This is a genomic window from Vibrio diabolicus, from assembly GCF_011801455.1.
Lineage (GTDB): Bacteria > Pseudomonadota > Gammaproteobacteria > Enterobacterales > Vibrionaceae > Vibrio > Vibrio diabolicus.
Genome location: NZ_CP042451.1, coordinates 1,565,078 through 1,581,215, shown reverse-complemented (window position 1 = coordinate 1,581,215; position 16,138 = coordinate 1,565,078). Strand labels below are relative to the sequence as shown.

17 protein-coding genes are annotated in these 16,138 nt (G+C 43.0%); 11 read left to right on the top strand and 6 right to left on the bottom strand.

Going from position 1 to position 16,138, the window contains the following annotated elements; all coding sequences use genetic code 11:
- Positions 1–196: 196 nt before the first annotated feature.
- Positions 197–1,030: a CvfB family protein gene (locus FR741_RS07740; protein ID WP_005396561.1), complete on the bottom strand. Its 834-nt coding sequence runs from the start codon at positions 1,028–1,030 to the stop codon at positions 197–199.
- A gap of 192 nt (positions 1,031–1,222) precedes the next feature.
- On the opposite strand from FR741_RS07740, the gene FR741_RS07735 reads away from it, so the two are divergent.
- Complete coding sequence (locus FR741_RS07735; protein ID WP_006743263.1) at positions 1,223–2,575, top strand: hypothetical protein; 1,353 nt, start codon at positions 1,223–1,225, stop codon at positions 2,573–2,575.
- A gap of 27 nt (positions 2,576–2,602) precedes the next feature.
- Here FR741_RS07735 and FR741_RS07730 read toward each other — a convergent pair whose 3' ends face one another.
- Positions 2,603–3,100, bottom strand: a complete 498-nt coding sequence (locus FR741_RS07730; RefSeq protein ID WP_065646463.1) for a DUF4442 domain-containing protein — start codon at positions 3,098–3,100, stop codon at positions 2,603–2,605.
- Positions 3,101–3,474: 374 nt separating this feature from the next.
- Between FR741_RS07730 and FR741_RS07725 the strand changes: the two genes are divergently transcribed.
- Positions 3,475–4,533, top strand: a complete 1,059-nt coding sequence (locus FR741_RS07725) for a 3-deoxy-7-phosphoheptulonate synthase (RefSeq protein ID WP_167426558.1) — start codon at positions 3,475–3,477, stop codon at positions 4,531–4,533.
- Positions 4,534–4,554: 21 nt separating this feature from the next.
- On the top strand, positions 4,555–5,037 hold the full coding sequence (locus FR741_RS07720) for a YajQ family cyclic di-GMP-binding protein (protein WP_005377415.1): 483 nt from the start codon (positions 4,555–4,557) through the stop codon (positions 5,035–5,037).
- A 102-nt stretch (positions 5,038–5,139) separates the two neighbouring features.
- Here the strand turns inward: FR741_RS07720 and FR741_RS07715 are convergent, their stop codons facing one another.
- Positions 5,140–6,060, bottom strand: a complete 921-nt coding sequence (locus FR741_RS07715; protein ID WP_167426557.1) for a precorrin-2 dehydrogenase/sirohydrochlorin ferrochelatase family protein — start codon at positions 6,058–6,060, stop codon at positions 5,140–5,142.
- A gap of 460 nt (positions 6,061–6,520) precedes the next feature.
- Here FR741_RS07715 and FR741_RS07710 point away from each other — a divergent pair, with 460 nt between their 5' ends.
- Positions 6,521–7,549 (top strand): amino acid ABC transporter substrate-binding protein, encoded by a 1,029-nt coding sequence (locus FR741_RS07710; RefSeq protein ID WP_005396567.1) that lies wholly within the window; start codon positions 6,521–6,523, stop codon positions 7,547–7,549.
- 6 nt (positions 7,550–7,555) lie between these two features.
- Here FR741_RS07710 and FR741_RS07705 read toward each other — a convergent pair whose 3' ends face one another.
- Entirely contained in the window at positions 7,556–7,696 is a 141-nt protein-coding gene (locus FR741_RS07705; RefSeq protein WP_005396568.1) for a hypothetical protein, read from the bottom strand.
- Between the two features lie 71 nt (positions 7,697–7,767).
- Between FR741_RS07705 and FR741_RS07700 the strand changes: the two genes are divergently transcribed.
- The 4 genes from FR741_RS07700 (at position 7,768) to FR741_RS07685 (ending at position 11,759) form a co-directional block, all read left to right on the top strand.
- A complete protein-coding gene (locus tag FR741_RS07700) occupies positions 7,768–8,973 on the top strand; it encodes an amino acid ABC transporter permease (protein WP_167426556.1) in 1,206 nt (401 codons plus the stop codon).
- 1 nt (position 8,974) lies between these two features.
- On the top strand, positions 8,975–10,072 hold the full coding sequence (locus FR741_RS07695; RefSeq protein WP_012841798.1) for an amino acid ABC transporter permease: 1,098 nt from the start codon (positions 8,975–8,977) through the stop codon (positions 10,070–10,072).
- Between the two features lie 23 nt (positions 10,073–10,095).
- Entirely contained in the window at positions 10,096–10,845 is a 750-nt protein-coding gene (locus FR741_RS07690; protein ID WP_005377400.1) for an amino acid ABC transporter ATP-binding protein, read from the top strand.
- A gap of 251 nt (positions 10,846–11,096) precedes the next feature.
- The gene (locus FR741_RS07685; RefSeq protein WP_005396571.1) at positions 11,097–11,759 is read left to right on the top strand and encodes a Bax inhibitor-1/YccA family protein; all 663 of its coding nucleotides are present in this window, start codon (positions 11,097–11,099) and stop codon (positions 11,757–11,759) included.
- Between the two features lie 77 nt (positions 11,760–11,836).
- Here the strand turns inward: FR741_RS07685 and FR741_RS07680 are convergent, their stop codons facing one another.
- Positions 11,837–12,211 (bottom strand): chromosome partitioning protein ParB, encoded by a 375-nt coding sequence (locus FR741_RS07680; protein ID WP_167426555.1) that lies wholly within the window; start codon positions 12,209–12,211, stop codon positions 11,837–11,839.
- 409 nt (positions 12,212–12,620) lie between these two features.
- Here FR741_RS07680 and FR741_RS07675 point away from each other — a divergent pair, with 409 nt between their 5' ends.
- Positions 12,621–12,950, top strand: coding sequence for a TusE/DsrC/DsvC family sulfur relay protein (locus FR741_RS07675; RefSeq protein ID WP_005377396.1), 330 nt, complete (start codon positions 12,621–12,623; stop codon positions 12,948–12,950).
- 3 nt (positions 12,951–12,953) lie between these two features.
- Here the strand turns inward: FR741_RS07675 and yccX are convergent, their stop codons facing one another.
- Positions 12,954–13,226: an acylphosphatase gene (gene yccX, locus FR741_RS07670; RefSeq protein WP_005396574.1), complete on the bottom strand. Its 273-nt coding sequence runs from the start codon at positions 13,224–13,226 to the stop codon at positions 12,954–12,956.
- A 90-nt stretch (positions 13,227–13,316) separates the two neighbouring features.
- Here yccX and FR741_RS07665 point away from each other — a divergent pair, with 90 nt between their 5' ends.
- A complete protein-coding gene (locus FR741_RS07665) occupies positions 13,317–14,720 on the top strand; it encodes a methyl-accepting chemotaxis protein (RefSeq protein ID WP_167426554.1) in 1,404 nt (467 codons plus the stop codon).
- Positions 14,721–14,882: 162 nt separating this feature from the next.
- Positions 14,883–16,076: a class I SAM-dependent methyltransferase gene (locus FR741_RS07660; protein ID WP_167426553.1), complete on the top strand. Its 1,194-nt coding sequence runs from the start codon at positions 14,883–14,885 to the stop codon at positions 16,074–16,076.
- Positions 16,077–16,138: the final 62 nt, after the last annotated feature.

Sequence of the window (16,138 nt, the reverse complement as noted above, 5' to 3'; positions counted from 1 at the left end):
AGCGATCCGGATACGCTGTACTAAACTAGTTGTATCAAAGTAATGCTTTGATATGGCATTTCTCTCTATGTTCACCAACAAAATTATTGTTGGAAAAGTTTAGCGCAGGCTCTGCGGAGCCGTTTCCCCTAGGCCCAAAAAAAGGAAAAGTTTGGGCCGTTTTTTTGGCTGCAGATCCGCTATACGTGAGCTTGGGCTACGCCAGACGAATGCCGTCTTTCTCGATAACAATCTTGCCCTGCTTGTACAATCCACCAATGGTCTTTTTGTAAGTACCTTTACTTGTACGGAAAGCGTCAAAAATCGCTTCAGGAGAAGACTTATCGTTCAAAGGTAAAAAGCCTCCTTTCTTCTCTAACAAATCAAGAATCTTGCTAGAAAGATCGTCCATTTTTGCCACGCCGACTTTTTGTAGCGCGAGATCGATTTTACCATCTTCACGAATTTGCTTAATAAAGCCTTTCAGTTTCTTACCGATGTAAAGCTTACCAAACACATCTGATGGGAAAATCATGCCCCAATGCTTACCGTTAACGATAGCTTTATAACCAAGTTGACTACGCTCTGCGATGATCAAATCAACTTGTTCGTTAACTTCATAATTCGCAGGAGTTTTGTCTAACCATTTGTTGAACTTAGTCGTACCAACAATGCGGCCTGACGCTTTGTCAGTGTAAACATAGACAAGAATAGTTTGTCCCGCAGAGAAGCGAGTGCGTTGCTCACTAAAAGGAATAAGTAGATCCTTTTCTTTGATGCCCCAATTTACAAAAGCACCTGTCGCGTTGACGCCCTCAATCTTCATTAAGCCCCATTCACCCACTTGGGCAATAGGTCTTTCAATGGTCGCAGCAAGCTGGCTTTCTGAATCGAAGTACAAAAATACGTCTACATGATCACCAATTTCAGTACCCTCTGGTACATACTTATTAGGCAGTAGAACAGAACCGTAATCATCACCATCCAGAAATACGCCAAAATCAGCCTTTTTAATGACTTCTAAGCTGTTAATTTGACCAATTTTAATCATTGATTTTGTCTCTTTTTAAATTTACGTGGAATTATACCTAAACTAACAAGAAAATCAGAGAGAAAAGCATAGTGCTCTGTTATGCTGTTGTCGTTCAGCTATATGCCCCAGTCACTCTTTTAGCACTTTTATGCTTACCTGCTCAACAGTACGCATAAGTTAAGAATGCTTTAACAAAGTCAGGAGCTTTCTTTGGTCACCGTCGATAAACAAGACTCAATAACATTAAAAATCAGTCATGCACTCGCAAAGAGCAAAAGTGTCGACCTAGATATTTACTTTTTTATACCTGGTGAGCTTGGTTTAAACGCCGATATCATCAGTGAATCCGAATTTTATTACACTTCAATCACACAGCAACGCTCTTATTACAGTACTGAAATCCTTCTACCGCTAGTACACAGTCGACTTGCCAAACGTGGACGCCTGTCGAATCAACAATACCGAGTAAGTTTGAGTTTGTTCGCGTACCAATACGTTATCGCGCTAGACAAAGCGGTAGCAAGTTTAAACAAGCATCAGAACAACTCCGTAACGGAAGATGAAGTAGACGAAGTTATCGAGCTCACGCTTGAGATCTTAAAGCGCTTGCGACGTTCTATTCCTTATGAAGAGAACTTAAAACGGTACTACGTTAACATCGATAACTACCTGTCTTGGTATACCGAGCAGAAGTTTTTATCTCTAGTGGCTCATCTCCCGCGTGAAGGCGATTATGGCACGATTAAGAAACGCTTGATCACGCTCTGTGAAAAAGAGCAAGCCCATCGAAAACTCAACAAGTACAACTCTCCAAGAGTCGTTGAAGACGTTACTCGCCTATCTAACAAAATGCGCTTGCTAAGACGCTTGATTGAACACCCTATCGTGCTTCGTGAAGAAACCATATCAATGGGTAACAACATCAAGCGTGCTATCAAAGGTATTGCTACTGGCTTGGTGATGGTTGTCGTGACCTCAACCGTGATTCTCGCTCGCGATTACCTTGGGGAAATTTCCGCGTCCTTCATTATCGCGATGTCATTTATTTATGCTCTACGAGAAATCTTTAAAGATGATTTGCGCGATGCGATGTGGCGATGGATCCGTAAAGGCAAGCCAAAGTGGCGTAAGAAGTATGTTGATCCAACAACGAAAAAAGTGGTCGGCAGAAAATTAGAGTGGCTCGATTATCGTACGTTAAGTAGCTTGCCAGATAAGATTCAAAGAATACGTAAGAAGCGCGTCGTGCAGCGCGAAGAGCAGATACTTCATTATCACGAGAAAACCGAAATGGCGACCTCTCTATTCTTGAGTGGTTATGAGCAAACAAGAGAAACACTGAACATCAGTTTGCGCCCTATCATCCGCTTGATGGATAAAAGCTCAAACCGAGTTTACCGTTTAAATGAAGGGCAAGTGACCAAAGAGTCGGTAGAGAAACGTCATTTGCTCAATGTGATTGTCAAAGAGGACAACCACACCGATGAGCCTGTTTATTACCGCTGGAAAGTGGTCTTAAACCGCTCCAAAATCGTCTCGATTGAGCAGATTGAACTCAATTAAAGCGATATTCTTTAAAACAGCAAACCACTAAGCAGCCTCTTTTCCTTGTTGGGCTGCTTTTTTTATCGAAAGAGTCAACGAGAATTCAGCCATAGGTTCGTCACCATGTAAGCTAGGACACAATGCGACGATTTTTACATCGCGATTCACTCGTTCACCCGTTGCCAACGTATGATCGAGCATCTCATCAATAACATCACCATCGTTACACACAAAGTGTACATCCGCTTCCGGACGTTTTAAAAACTCGGCTTTGACGCCTTTAAATGCTAAAGAGATCGCTTCTCCTTTTTCTTGCGCCTTGCTCATAGCAAGAAAACCACCAGCTACATCCGCCCCAACAGCTAAAGCGCCGAAATACATGCTATTCAAATGGTTCTTTGTTCTTCTTCGCAAAGGGATTCGAACCTCAACGTGCTCGCTATCTATCGCAATGATCTTAGGGTGACAAAGCCAAATCAGAGGCACTTTAGAAAAGCCGAATAGATTTAGGTACAAATTTGCACGACGTACAGCTGATAACATTTTGGTCTCCTTACCAATCTAGTCAGACCAGTTAATCAACGAAAGAAATAGATGTCAAAGAAATGTTAACAAAAGCTCGATCTCACGAGTTATTTAGCCACCATTTTAGTGACATTGTCACACAGATAAACATGAGGTTTGCCGCAGTTATCTTGATTGCCTAACGGTGAGATAGATGAAATGGTTATAAATTCAAATGTATATATATTGATTTAATGATCAAGTTTTGTCATTTATACATAAGTCATTTAAATGAATACCTACACCTTTGTATACAATTCGGTATTTCCTGGCGAAGATTCCCGTGAAACGGTTTATTCCTGCCTGTAATTCCGTTATCTTTACCCCTTCGCAATAGAGAATAAAGCTATAACATGCCTATAAAAACAGATGAATTGAGAACCCAACCTTTGGGTCCAATGCCTACCCCAGCAGAGCTAGGTAGTGTACATCCTATTACGGATGACGTTGCAGACCGTATCGCTCAATCTCGTCGTCAGATTGAAAACATTTTATCGGGTGAAGACGATCGCCTTCTTGCGATTGTAGGTCCGTGTTCTGTTCACGACACTGAAGCTGCCATTGATTACGCCACTCGCCTGAGTGAAATCCAAGACAAGTACAAAGACGAACTGTTTATCGTGATGCGTACTTACTTTGAAAAGCCTCGTACAGTAGTTGGTTGGAAAGGTTTAATTACCGACCCTAACCTAGATGGCTCTTACGCGCTTGAAGCTGGTCTCCATAAAGCACGTAAACTACTACTGGATATCAACAAGCTTGGTCTTGCGACTGCTACTGAGTTTCTTGATATGATTACTGGTCAATACATCGCGGATTTGATCACGTGGGGCGCGATCGGTGCTCGTACAACAGAATCGCAAATTCACCGTGAAATGGCATCGGCGCTGTCTTGCCCAGTTGGTTTCAAAAATGGCACAAATGGCAACGTAAAAATTGCAATTGATGCAATTCGCGCATCGAAAGCCTCGCATTACTTCTACTCTCCAGATAAGAATGGCCGCATGACGGTTTACCGTACAAGTGGTAACCCATATGGTCATATTATTTTACGCGGCGGAGAGAAAGGCCCTAACTTTGATGAAGCGTCAGTAAAACAAGCGTGTGATGCTCTAGCCGAGTTTGGCTTGCCACAACGTTTGGTTGTGGATTTCAGCCACGCAAACTGTCAGAAGCAGCACAGAAAACAAATCGACGTTGCTCAAGACATTTGTAACCAAATTAAGTCAGGCAGTACTCGTATTGCGGGTATCATGGCTGAAAGCTTTATTCTTGAAGGCAATCAGCCAATGACTGACATCAACAACCTAACGTATGGTCAATCTATTACAGACCCATGCCTAGGCTGGGAAGATACTGCTACAATGCTAGATATGCTGGCAAACGCCATTAAATCCCGAAAGTCCCTATAACAAAATAATCAAGGAATCTTCATGCCATCGTTTGATATTGTTTCTGAAATCGATACGGTTGAACTACGTAACGCCGTTGATAACGCTAACCGTGAATTGTCTACTCGTTTCGATTTCCGCAACGTTAATGCGAGCTTTGAGCTAGTAGAAGAAAACGTAAAAATGTCTGCGGAAGGTGACTTCCAACTTAAGCAAATGCGCGATATTTTACGTGGCCACTTGGCAAAGCGTAATATTGATGCAAACGCAATGGATGCACAGGATCCAGATGTAACTGGTAAGAACTGGCACCAAACTCTGCTTTTCCGCCAAGGTATCGATACACCAACAGCCAAAAAAGTAGTGAAACTTATCAAAGACGCAAAGTTAAAAGTACAAGCCTCTATTCAAGGCGACAAGGTACGTGTTACTGGTAAGAAACGTGATGACCTGCAAGCGACAATGGCAGCGATTCGTGAAGCAGAGATGGGCATACCATTCCAGTTTAACAACTTCCGTGATTAATCTGTCTGAGAAGTAACTTAGTTTAAAAACGCCAGCGCATAGTTCGCTGGCGTTTTTATTGGCCTTTTAATCGAGAAGCCAAGTGCCCACTTTTTAACGTGGTTATATCACCAAGTCCTGCCCTTGCAGCAATAAGAACTCGCTCGTCCCTTTAGGGATAAACACGCAAACTCGAAGCTTTTCAGATTTAGCCTTGGTCAACATATCAGAGAGTTCAGCTGCGCTGGAGAAAGCTTCTCGCTCTGCATCTCTTCGTATTAGCTCTAGCAAGTTCGCTTCGCATCGAGTTGAGTAAAGTGCTAGCTCGGCTTGTTGCATGTAGCGCACGGCCTTAATTGGCAACATCTCAACGTCTTTCCCTACCTGTATCCAAGTACAACTTCCCTTTTCATCCAAAGGTGTTGCCATGGTCGCTTGGTAAATCGTTTCTAACTCTCTATTATCTCGCGCGTTTTCAACCTCAGGATTCGAGAAGAATTGCTCCCAAAACTTACGACGTAAATCGACGCTAGGTAGTGCTTCTTTAATCGAATTACGCTTTGAGTTAGCAAAGTCCGCCATCAACCCCATGTTTTGTGGCAGTATCGATTCAAGCTTTTCACGGATGTTTCGAATTAAAACTGGTGAGGCGCCGCCACTAGAAATAGCAATTTGTATGCGGCCACGATTGATCATAGAGGGCGTAATGAAGTCACAATAAGGCTTATCATCAACAACGTTCACTAGGATGCCTAATTCTTTCGCATCTTTATACACTTGGTGATTTAGCTCAGGATTATCTGTCGTGGCCCACACTTGAACAAAGCTTTTAGTGACAATGTCACTCGAATAGAAACGTTGTATCCAACGCACTTGATGCTCTGCAGCAAGCTTAGACAGAAAATCGACCAACGTTGGAGAAACGATAGTGACATCCGCCCCTGCCTTTAGCAACGCTTCCACCTTTCTGCTTGCCACTTCACCGCCGCCCACGACAAGAACGGGTTTATTGATTAAATCTAAGAACAGAGGAAAATATCGCATTTCAATCCATGATTACTCTAATTAGCTGTTGCGGACCATGCTACCAAAAATGGGGCAAGCTCATCACCCTGTTTCGGTATCACAAATAATTTTTGTTCGAATTTTTACTGAACTTCACCAAGCTCAGCTAATGACAGTTTTAATAACAACTTTTTATTCTCTTGTATTGTTCACTCTTCTATTGATTGTTCTGATGCACCAAATTGTCCATGATTTGCACTATTTACAAACAATTAACATTTCGTCATTCTAAATCTCAAGGCGCTTTGTAAGTTCTCTCAAAACTTCATTTAAATTATATATTTGAGAATTAACAGATCCTTTCCTACGCTTATAACTGGTTGATCTATCGAATACCGTTTCTTCGAAAATCAATCACGTAGGACGATAACTCTAACGAATTGGACACGTTGTTTCAGGTCACTCCTGATTAAACATGGATCATACAGGAAGGATACAAATGGCAAATAAACTCACAGTTCTTGCTTCCGTCGTAGCGGCTTCTACTGCGATGATGGCAACATCAGCTCAAGCAGCAGACACTACTCTGGACAAAGTCACAAAACAAGGTTTTCTTACTTGTGGCGTAAGTACCGGTCTACCTGGTTTCTCTAACCCTAACTCAAAAGGTGAATGGGAAGGTATCGACGTAGAATATTGCCAAGCACTGGCTGCAGCCGTTCTTGGGGATAAAACGAAAGTTAAATATGTACCCCTAACCGCGAAAGAACGTTTCACTGCGCTTCAATCAGGTGAGATTGATGTGCTTTCTCGTAACACCACCTGGACACTGCATCGTGATACTGCACTTGGCCTCAACTTCGTAGGGGTAAACTACTACGATGGACAAGGCTTCATGGTGAAGAAAGACCTTGGCATCTCAAGCGCAAAAGAGCTTGATGGTGCATCAGTTTGCGTACAGTCCGGTACAACAACTGAGCTGAACCTTGCTGACTACTTCCGTAACAGCGGTATGTCATACAAGCCGGTCGTATTCGATACGGCAGCCCAAACGTCAAAAGGTTTCGATGCAGGACGTTGTGATGTGTTAACGACTGACCAATCTGGTCTTTATGCATTGCGCCTGAACCTGAAAGATCCCTCTTCTGCAGCCGTTCTTCCGGAAATCATTTCTAAAGAACCACTAGGTCCCGTCGTTCGTCAAGGTGATGACCAATGGTTCAACATTGCGAAGTGGACATTATCAGCAATGATTAACGCCGAAGAGTATGGTATTAGTTCGAAAAATGCGGATGAAATGCTGAAATCGAAAGATCCAAACATCAAACGTATTCTTGGTGTTGACGGTCCGAAAGGCAAAGGTTTGGGTATTCGTGATGACTGGGGCTACCAAGTTATCAAGCAAGTCGGTAACTATGGTGAAAGCTTCGAACGCACAGTCGGTACTGGTTCGCCGTTAGAAATTTCTCGTGGCGTTAATGCGCTATGGAATGCAGGCGGCTTTATGTACGCGCCACCAATCCGATAGAACGAGTTAATCAGGGCGGTTCATGCCGCCCTTTTTCTTGATTTTATCCATCTGTATGAGTAAGGACCGCTCATTGAATGGCAAGAAGTATTCGCTTAGATAGGCTATTTCAACTCGAATATCGCCGTTTAGCTCTGGTGAAAACATGCTTCGACCAGCAAGGACGTGACTATTTATACAGGCAGATATCTATAACTAAGGTTTGAGGTTATCGCTGTATGAAACCGACAAAAGATGCATCGCCAAGTACGATGTCCAAACCGAGCGGAAGCAAGAGCTTGATTTATAATCCCGCCTTTCGTTCTGCTATTTTCCAGATCATTGCCATAGCTGCACTGGTATTTTTCTTTTACACGATTATAAATAACGCACTGAACAACTTAGATGCTCGTGGGATCGCTACGGGTTTCGGTTTTTTAAATCAAGAAGCCGGGTTTGGTATCGGGCTGACGCTAATTGAATACGATGAAACGTACTCTTACGGCAGAACGTTTATTATTGGCCTTCTTAATACAGCGCTGGTCTCCGTATTAGGTATTATTCTGGCTACCGTGATTGGTTTTACCATGGGGGTCGCTCGCCTTTCTTCTAACTGGTTAGTGAGTCGCTTGGCTGCTGTTTATATCGAAACGTTCCGAAATATCCCACTTCTTCTACAAATATTTTTCTGGTATTTCGCTGTTCTTCAAGCATTACCCTCACCTCGTCAAAGTTTGAGCCTCAGCGAAGCCATCTTCTTGAATGTTCGTGGTTTATATTTTCCAGCACCAGAAATGGAGGCAGGCAGTGGCTTTGTTATTGCTGCATTAATCTTCGGGGTGATCGCCAGCTTGTTAATTAATGTATGGGCGAATAACAAGCAACGCCTAACTGGGCAACAAACGCCAATGGGAAGAATAGCTTTAGGCTTAGTCGTTGGCCTTCCGCTGATTGTCTACTTCCTTGCTGGTATGCCAATTTCACTAAATTATCCTGAACTGAAAGGGTTTAACTTCCAAGGTGGTATTAGCATTATTCCTGAACTTGCCGCACTACTTTTGGCATTGAGCGTTTATACCGCCTCCTTCATTGCCGAAATTGTACGTTCTGGTATTAATGCGGTTAGCCATGGTCAAACGGAAGCGGCGATGTCGCTGGGCTTACCACGCGCGAAAACTTTAAAGCTTGTTGTCATTCCGCAAGCGTTACGAATTATTATTCCACCTTTAACCAGTCAATATCTCAACCTCACCAAAAACTCATCGTTAGCGATGGCGATTGGTTACCCAGATCTTGTCTCTGTCTTTGCTGGTACTACCCTGAACCAAACGGGGCAAGCGATTGAGATCATTGCGATGACGATGGGCGTGTACTTAACCTTAAGTCTGATTACGTCTGCATTAATGAACTTGTATAACCGTAAAGTCGCACTGGTGGAGAGATAATATGAGTACTCATCAATTTCAACCGGATCTCCCACCACCAGCCAATACCGTCGGCTTTGTTGGTTGGATGCGGAAAAACCTATTTAATGGACCTGTCAATTCCATTGTTACCGTAATTCTTGCTTATCTTGTCTTTAGTGCAATTTGGCATATCGTTGATTGGGCGTTTATCAACGCGGACTGGATTGGTTCGACGCGTGACGATTGCAGCCGAGAAGGTGCTTGCTGGGTATTTATCAGCGTGCGCTGGGAGCAGTTCATGTACGGTTTCTATCCTGAGTCTGAACTGTGGCGCCCTCGCCTTTTCTACATCACATTGGCTATATTTACTGTGTTGCTAGCGTATGAAAAGACACCGAAACGGATTTGGATTTGGCTTTTCTTCGTAAACATCTACCCATTCATTATCGCTGGGCTGTTATACGGTGGGATATTTGGGCTAGAAGTGGTCGATACACACAAATGGGGCGGATTACTCGTTACGCTCATCATTGCGTTAGTCGGTATTGTCGTTTCATTACCGATTGGTGTGGTACTCGCGCTCGGTAGACGTTCAGAGATGCCCATCATTCGCAGTATTTGTACCGTCTATATTGAAGTTTGGCGTGGTGTGCCACTGATTACCGTTCTGTTCATGGCTTCCGTTATGCTGCCTTTGTTTATGTCCGAAGGATCAGAGACAGACAAACTTATTCGCGCTCTTATTGGTGTGGTGATGTTTGCCTCGGCGTACATGGCCGAAGTGGTACGGGGCGGCTTACAAGCGATTCCAAAAGGCCAATATGAGGCTGCCGACGCACTTGGGTTAAGTTACTGGAAAAAAACAGGGCTTATTATCTTGCCGCAAGCGCTGAAGATTACGATCCCTTCTATCGTGAACACGTTTATCGGATTGTTTAAAGACACCAGTTTGGTTCTTATCATTGGTATGTTTGACGTACTAGGTATAGGACAAGCAGCAAACACCGACCCTGACTGGCTAGGCTTTGCTACTGAAAGTTATGTATTTGTCGCGTTGGTGTTTTGGGTATTTTGTTTTGGCATGTCGCGTTATTCGATATGGCTTGAAAACAAACTTCATACCGGTCACAAACGATAACTCATCAAGCTCAAGGACGTATTATGACGCAACAACAAGACTATATGATCCAATTGAAGGACATGAATAAATGGTATGGTGAGTTTCACGTACTAAAAAATATTAACCTCGATGTTAAGCGCGGGGAAAAAATCGTAATCTGTGGCCCATCAGGGTCAGGAAAATCAACGATGATTCGCTGTATTAACCGCCTCGAAGAGCACCAAGCTGGCAGTATTTATGTTTCCGGTACGGAATTAACTGAAGATTTGAAAAATATTGAAGCTGTGCGCCGTGAAGTGGGCATGTGCTTTCAGCACTTTAATCTCTTCCCTCATTTAACCGTACTGGAAAACTGTACGCTCGCGCCTATTTGGGTGAAGAAGATGCCTAAAGATGAGGCAGAAGCGGTCGCGATGAAATATCTGGAACGCGTTAAAATTCCGGACCAAGCAGAGAAATATCCTGGCCAGTTGTCTGGTGGTCAGCAACAACGCGTGGCGATTGCTCGCTCTTTGTGTATGAACCCTAAAGTCATGCTTTTTGATGAACCAACATCAGCACTTGATCCAGAGATGGTTCGCGAAGTGTTGGATGTAATGGTCGAGCTCGCCGAGGAAGGCATGACCATGCTCTGTGTGACACATGAAATGGGCTTTGCGAAAGAGGTTGCCGATCGCGTGATATTTATGGACGCAGGAGAGATCATCGAAGAGAACAACCCTGTTGATTTCTTTGAAAACCCTCAATCAGATCGAACTCAAAATTTCCTAGCGCAAATCTTACATCACTAAGATCTTTTGCAACTGGTATAATAAAAGCACTGATTTCAATGAAGTCAGTGCTTTTTGTTACTAAATTCAAAAATTCTGTGTGACAATTGCTATGACTTTGCTCTGCAGTAATATTGTGTTACAAGTTGTCAAATACATAACATCTTATTTCTATTATTATTTTATCTAAGTTACGCATGGTTAGGGCTTGATTTTTTGAACTTTCAATCCCATAAATGTACTTAAAAGAAAGTCTCTTATCGAGGAAGATTATGAACAGTCCAATGTTTACCCGCACTTCAACACAAGAAAGTGCTCTACAAACAAACAAAGTATTGCGTAACACTTACGCACTACTTTCAATGACGCTTTTATGGTCGGCAGTCGTTGCTGGCGTAGCAATGGCATTTAACCTGCCACATCCAGGAATCATCCTAATGTTGGTTGGTTTCTACGGCCTGTTATTCTTAACAGAGAAAAACCGTAACAACAGCCTTGGCCTTGTGTTTACGTTCTTATTCACTGGTTTCTTAGGCTACACGATTGGTCCAATCTTAAACATGTACATCGGTGCTGGGATGGGCGATATCGTATTAACCGCTCTAGGTGGTACGGCGCTATCTTTCATGGCGGCATCAGCTTATGCACTAACAACAAAACGTGACCTATCTATGATGGGCGGCTTGATGCTATCGCTGTTTGTTGTGCTTGTTGTGGGTATGATTGCAAGTTTCTTTATTCAATCAACCATTTTACACTTGGCGTTGAGCAGCTTGTTTATCATTTTCTCTACGATGGCGATCCTGATGACAACACAAAGCATTATTCGTGGCGGTGAAACAAACTACATCTCTGCGACAGTGACTTTGTATGTATCAATCTACAACATCTTCATCAGCCTACTAAGCATTCTAGGTATTATGAACGACGATTAATCGTTCAACACAAGATGAATTTAAAAAGCCCGAAGGTATTTTCCTTCGGGCTTTTTCTTTGTCAGTGATTAAGTACATTACGCCTGTTCGACTGCTAACTCGATAACTTCATCAGCTTCAGGGTTTTCTCTAAAACGTCTCACTTTAATCGTATCTTCACCCAACATGATTTGCTTAGCAATTCGGTGCATACCATCAAAAACACGGTAATCATTGGTTAAAATTACGGGATACGACAAATCGGCATTGTTGATGCGTTGGCAATGTTTTGCAATTTCACGGCAGGTTGGCTGTGGCCCTTCATGACTAAACCAAGTCACTTCATTTGGGCCTTTGATATCATCAATCGAAATTTCTTCTACAGGTAAGGATTCTGCAAGTTGCCAAATACGCTCGATGGACCAAGTGGATTTTACATTGTCATTAATCTCAATGTAACGTTGTTTCGACATGACTAACTCCTTGTCATCATTGTTGTTTCTAACCTTAATACAGGCTTTTCATCAATCAAAGAGAATATCGGTCTATGAAAACAAACACAACGTTGTCAGCTATTCATTCACCCATAAAATCCCATAATCAGACAAGTAGCCAAGAAAAAACCAAAACAAAAATGAATAAGTCTGGATATCCATGCAATTTTATTGGTACTCACCCCGAAAATTTTCTAACAAACTGAATAGTTTCCTATTTATTTGAATAAAAGAGCATTTATATCAAAGCACCTGGCTCAGTCAAAAAGCACTCACCATTTTGTACGCTTTTGCTTCGCTCGGCACTACTTCGAGATTCTTTTGTTGAGAACATCCTCACCTGTCGCTAATCTATAAACATCCATGTTCACTTAACGGATAAAACGTTATGTTCGTTTACAACGGCAAAGAAATTGAAACTGATGCTCAAGGCTACTTACTGGATCATACTCAATGGGAAGAAGGTATGATTGAGCTTTTAGCAAAAGAAGAAGACATCGAGCTTACGGATGCTCATTTGGAAGTTGTGCACTTTGTGCGAGATTTTTATGAAGAGTTTAATACTTCCCCTGCTGTGCGTATGCTTGTCAAAGCAATGGAAAAAGCGCACGGTCCAGAAAAAGGTAACAGTAAGTATCTATTCAAGCTGTTTAAAAAGGGGCCAGCCAAACAAGCGACTAAATTAGCCGGCCTACCAAAGCCAGCTAAATGCTTGTAGAATTTACAAAATCTTAAAACCGCGCAACGGCTTATATGACGCAGACTCCTGTATCACACTCTCTACTGTTGCCGTTCGCGGGCCTTCTTTCAACCACTCGGAAAACGCAGCTATTTGTGCGTCTGTTCCACACGCCATCACTTCAACATCACCATCGTTTAGGTTCTTCGCGTAACCCGTCAAACCCAGTTTCAATCCTTGATGGGAAGTATGGTAACGAAAGCCGACGCCTTGAACGTGACCTTTTACTATAAATCTCTCACACTTTACGTTCATCTTTGTACCGCTTCTTTTTACTGAGTGATATATTCTTTTCGTCTATTCACCCCACTAAGGATAGTGGGTTTTTGCACGGTTATTATAATTATGAAAGAAATTCCATTCCGCTGGATTGATAAGTATCTCATTCACTTAAAGATTCAAGAAAAGTTCTATTTGCTCTTCGTTCTCCCTCTTCTTGCTTTAGTCATTCTCACTCTCGTCCTTAATAGCGCGGCTAATACGTTGATCTCAAGTATGTACCAAGAAGAGCTCATGCTTATGAAAGGTCTGATAGAGGCAGGCAACCTTTCTCAATCGCAAGTAGCAAACCTCATAGCTGGTTCAGAAGCCGTTTCTCTTGGCTCTGGTCCGCAATCCGTGTCTGTTCTAAATGGTGCGTACAGCTTGGTTGCAAACCATGAACTTTCTTTATGGACTGCCCTATCAACGACTCAAGTGAGCATCATCTGTGTGAGCTTGTTTATTCTCGCTCTTGGCGTTTACTACATCATGACGTTTATTGGCGGCGCGATGTTCACGATGAACAAAGCATTAAACACCCTTGCGGGTGGCGACTTAACCGCAAGAATGAACTTCTTCCCAGTTCGCGACGAGTTTAGTGAAATTGCTATTACGATAGACAAAGTTGCAGAACGAGAGCAACAAATGGTGCTGTCGATTCAAGAGTCTGTGGCGTTAATGCAACAAATTAGCTCAGACCTGAATCAATCAATTCATCACAGTTCAGATATTTCTGCGACGCAACAAGAGCACCTCAACTCTCTTGCGAGTGCAACGGAACAGATGGCATCAACGATTCGAGAAGTTGCGACATTAGCTCACGATTCAAGCGCGCAAACCGATGATGCGCGCAGCGTGGCTCAGTCTGGACAAGTAAAAGTAGAGAATACGCTTCACTCGATTTCGAACCTCTCTAATGAGATTCAATCTGCGTCTCAAGCAGTAGCGGAGTTAGATGCCAATGCCGCACAAATTGATGAAGTCGTGACAACCATTAATGGGATTTCCGAGCAAACTAACCTACTTGCATTGAACGCAGCCATTGAAGCAGCACGTGCTGGTGAGCAAGGTCGTGGATTTGCGGTCGTTGCGGATGAGGTTCGCGCTCTTGCGGGACGTACTCAACAAGCAACTGTTGAAATCCAAACGATGATCGAATCATTACAGCGTAACAGTCAATCACTTACTAAACTGATGGAAGTGACTGTCAACAATGCAAATGAGGGACAAAACCTCATGACGGAAGTGAATCACGAAATCGGCTCTTTGGCAGATAAAAATCAAACTATCTCCGACAGTAGCATTCAAATTGCAACAGCGGCTGAAGAACAAGGTGTAGTCGCGGACAATATCGCCTCAAGCGTTGAAGAGATTCGAGTTCAAGCAGATAACGTGTGCAATATGATCAGCACGACTTCACAAAACGTGGATCAACTGCGTACGCAAAGCGACACCATGGAATCGCTCCTTACTGGACTTAAAGCGTAGCAACGTAATCTGTTACGACCAGTTCAAATAAAAGGGTTACTTTGGTGACCCTTTTTTGTATTTAAAAGCCACTACAATGTACTGGATTGCCGAGGGATATTGCTTTTACCATTCACATCCCGGACAATACGCCCCTTTCAAAATTCAACAAGAGCTAATGAAATGACAGCTGCTATCTATTTGGTAAAAGGTCGTGAGAAATCGGTCAAGCGCAAGCACCCTTGGATCTTCTCTCGAGGCATCAACAAAGTTGAGGGCGAACCGGCTCTTGGCGAAACGGTTGATGTATTCACTCACGACGGTAAATGGCTAGCTAAAGCGGCATATTCGCCAGCTTCACAAATTCGTGCTCGTATTTGGAGTTTTGATAAAGAAGAAATCGACACCGCGTTTTTCGTAAAACGATTAAAATACGCACAACTTCTTCGTGAAGACATTATCGAACGTGATGGCCTTACGGGTTACCGCCTTATCGCGGCAGAGTCTGATGGTATGCCAGGCGTTACGATTGACCGTTACCAAAACTTCTTTGTGTGTCAACTTCTCAGTGCTGGCGCAGAACACAATAAACAGGCCATTGTTGATGCTCTAGTTGAGTGCTTCCCTGATTGTAATGTGTACGAGCGTTCTGACGTCGCGGTACGTAAGAAAGAGGGTTTGAAAGAAACCACGGGCGTCTTGCACGGCGAAGAGCCACCTAAATCGGTCGTCATCGAAGAAAATGGCGTAAAGATTAGTGTAGATATCGTTGGCGGTCATAAAACAGGTTTCTACCTAGATCAACGTGATAGTCGCCAGCAAGCGATGAAATATGTGAAAGGCAAAGAAGTTCTTAACTGCTTCTCTTACACAGGTGGTTTCGGACTTTACGCTCTGAAAGGTGATGCAAAGCGTGTGATAAACGCTGACGTATCACAACCTGCTCTAGACACTGCGAAGTTCAACGCAGAACTGAATGAATTTGATATCTCGAAGAAGCGTGCCGTGTTCCTAAACGCAGACGTGTTTAAACTACTTCGTGAGTATCGTGACCAAGGAACTCAGTTCGATGTGGTTATCATGGATCCACCTAAGTTTGCAGACAGTAAAGCCCAACTAAACGGCGCATGTCGTGGTTACAAAGACATCAACATGCTAGCAATGCAAATCCTAAAACCTGGCGGTACGCTACTGACCTATTCGTGCTCTGGCTTAATGGATCAAGTTTTGTTCCAGAAAATCATTGCTGACGCAGCCTTAGATGCTAACCGCCAAGTAAAGTTTGTGGAGCGCTTTGAACAAGCTGCTGACCACCCAACCGATACAGCATACCCGGAAGGTTTCTACCTGAAAGGTTTTGCATGTAAAGTTCTGTAATCACAGTGTTAGTTTACCGTATTATTAAATAAAAAAACGGAGCGAAAAAACGCTCCGTTTTT

Bases quoted from the DNA above. Each gene is read 5' to 3' on its own strand.
- FR741_RS07680 (WP_167426555.1), bottom strand. From the start codon at position 12,211: ATGTCGAAACAACGTTACATTGAGATTAATGACAATGTAAAATCCACT.
- FR741_RS07740 (WP_005396561.1), bottom strand. From the start codon at position 1,030: ATGATTAAAATTGGTCAAATTAACAGCTTAGAAGTCATTAAAAAGGCT.
- FR741_RS07685 (WP_005396571.1), top strand. From the start codon at position 11,097: ATGAACAGTCCAATGTTTACCCGCACTTCAACACAAGAAAGTGCTCTA.
- FR741_RS07730 (WP_065646463.1), bottom strand. From the start codon at position 3,100: ATGTTATCAGCTGTACGTCGTGCAAATTTGTACCTAAATCTATTCGGC.
- FR741_RS07665 (WP_167426554.1), top strand. From the start codon at position 13,317: ATGAAAGAAATTCCATTCCGCTGGATTGATAAGTATCTCATTCACTTA.
- FR741_RS07660 (WP_167426553.1), top strand. From the start codon at position 14,883: ATGACAGCTGCTATCTATTTGGTAAAAGGTCGTGAGAAATCGGTCAAG.
- FR741_RS07715 (WP_167426557.1), bottom strand. From the start codon at position 6,060: ATGCGATATTTTCCTCTGTTCTTAGATTTAATCAATAAACCCGTTCTT.
- FR741_RS07725 (WP_167426558.1), top strand. From the start codon at position 3,475: ATGCCTATAAAAACAGATGAATTGAGAACCCAACCTTTGGGTCCAATG.
- FR741_RS07720 (WP_005377415.1), top strand. From the start codon at position 4,555: ATGCCATCGTTTGATATTGTTTCTGAAATCGATACGGTTGAACTACGT.
- yccX (WP_005396574.1), bottom strand. From the start codon at position 13,226: ATGAACGTAAAGTGTGAGAGATTTATAGTAAAAGGTCACGTTCAAGGC.
- FR741_RS07710 (WP_005396567.1), top strand. From the start codon at position 6,521: ATGGCAAATAAACTCACAGTTCTTGCTTCCGTCGTAGCGGCTTCTACT.
- FR741_RS07690 (WP_005377400.1), top strand. From the start codon at position 10,096: ATGACGCAACAACAAGACTATATGATCCAATTGAAGGACATGAATAAA.
- FR741_RS07700 (WP_167426556.1), top strand. From the start codon at position 7,768: ATGAAACCGACAAAAGATGCATCGCCAAGTACGATGTCCAAACCGAGC.
- FR741_RS07675 (WP_005377396.1), top strand. From the start codon at position 12,621: ATGTTCGTTTACAACGGCAAAGAAATTGAAACTGATGCTCAAGGCTAC.
- FR741_RS07705 (WP_005396568.1), bottom strand. From the start codon at position 7,696: ATGTTTTCACCAGAGCTAAACGGCGATATTCGAGTTGAAATAGCCTAT.
- FR741_RS07695 (WP_012841798.1), top strand. From the start codon at position 8,975: ATGAGTACTCATCAATTTCAACCGGATCTCCCACCACCAGCCAATACC.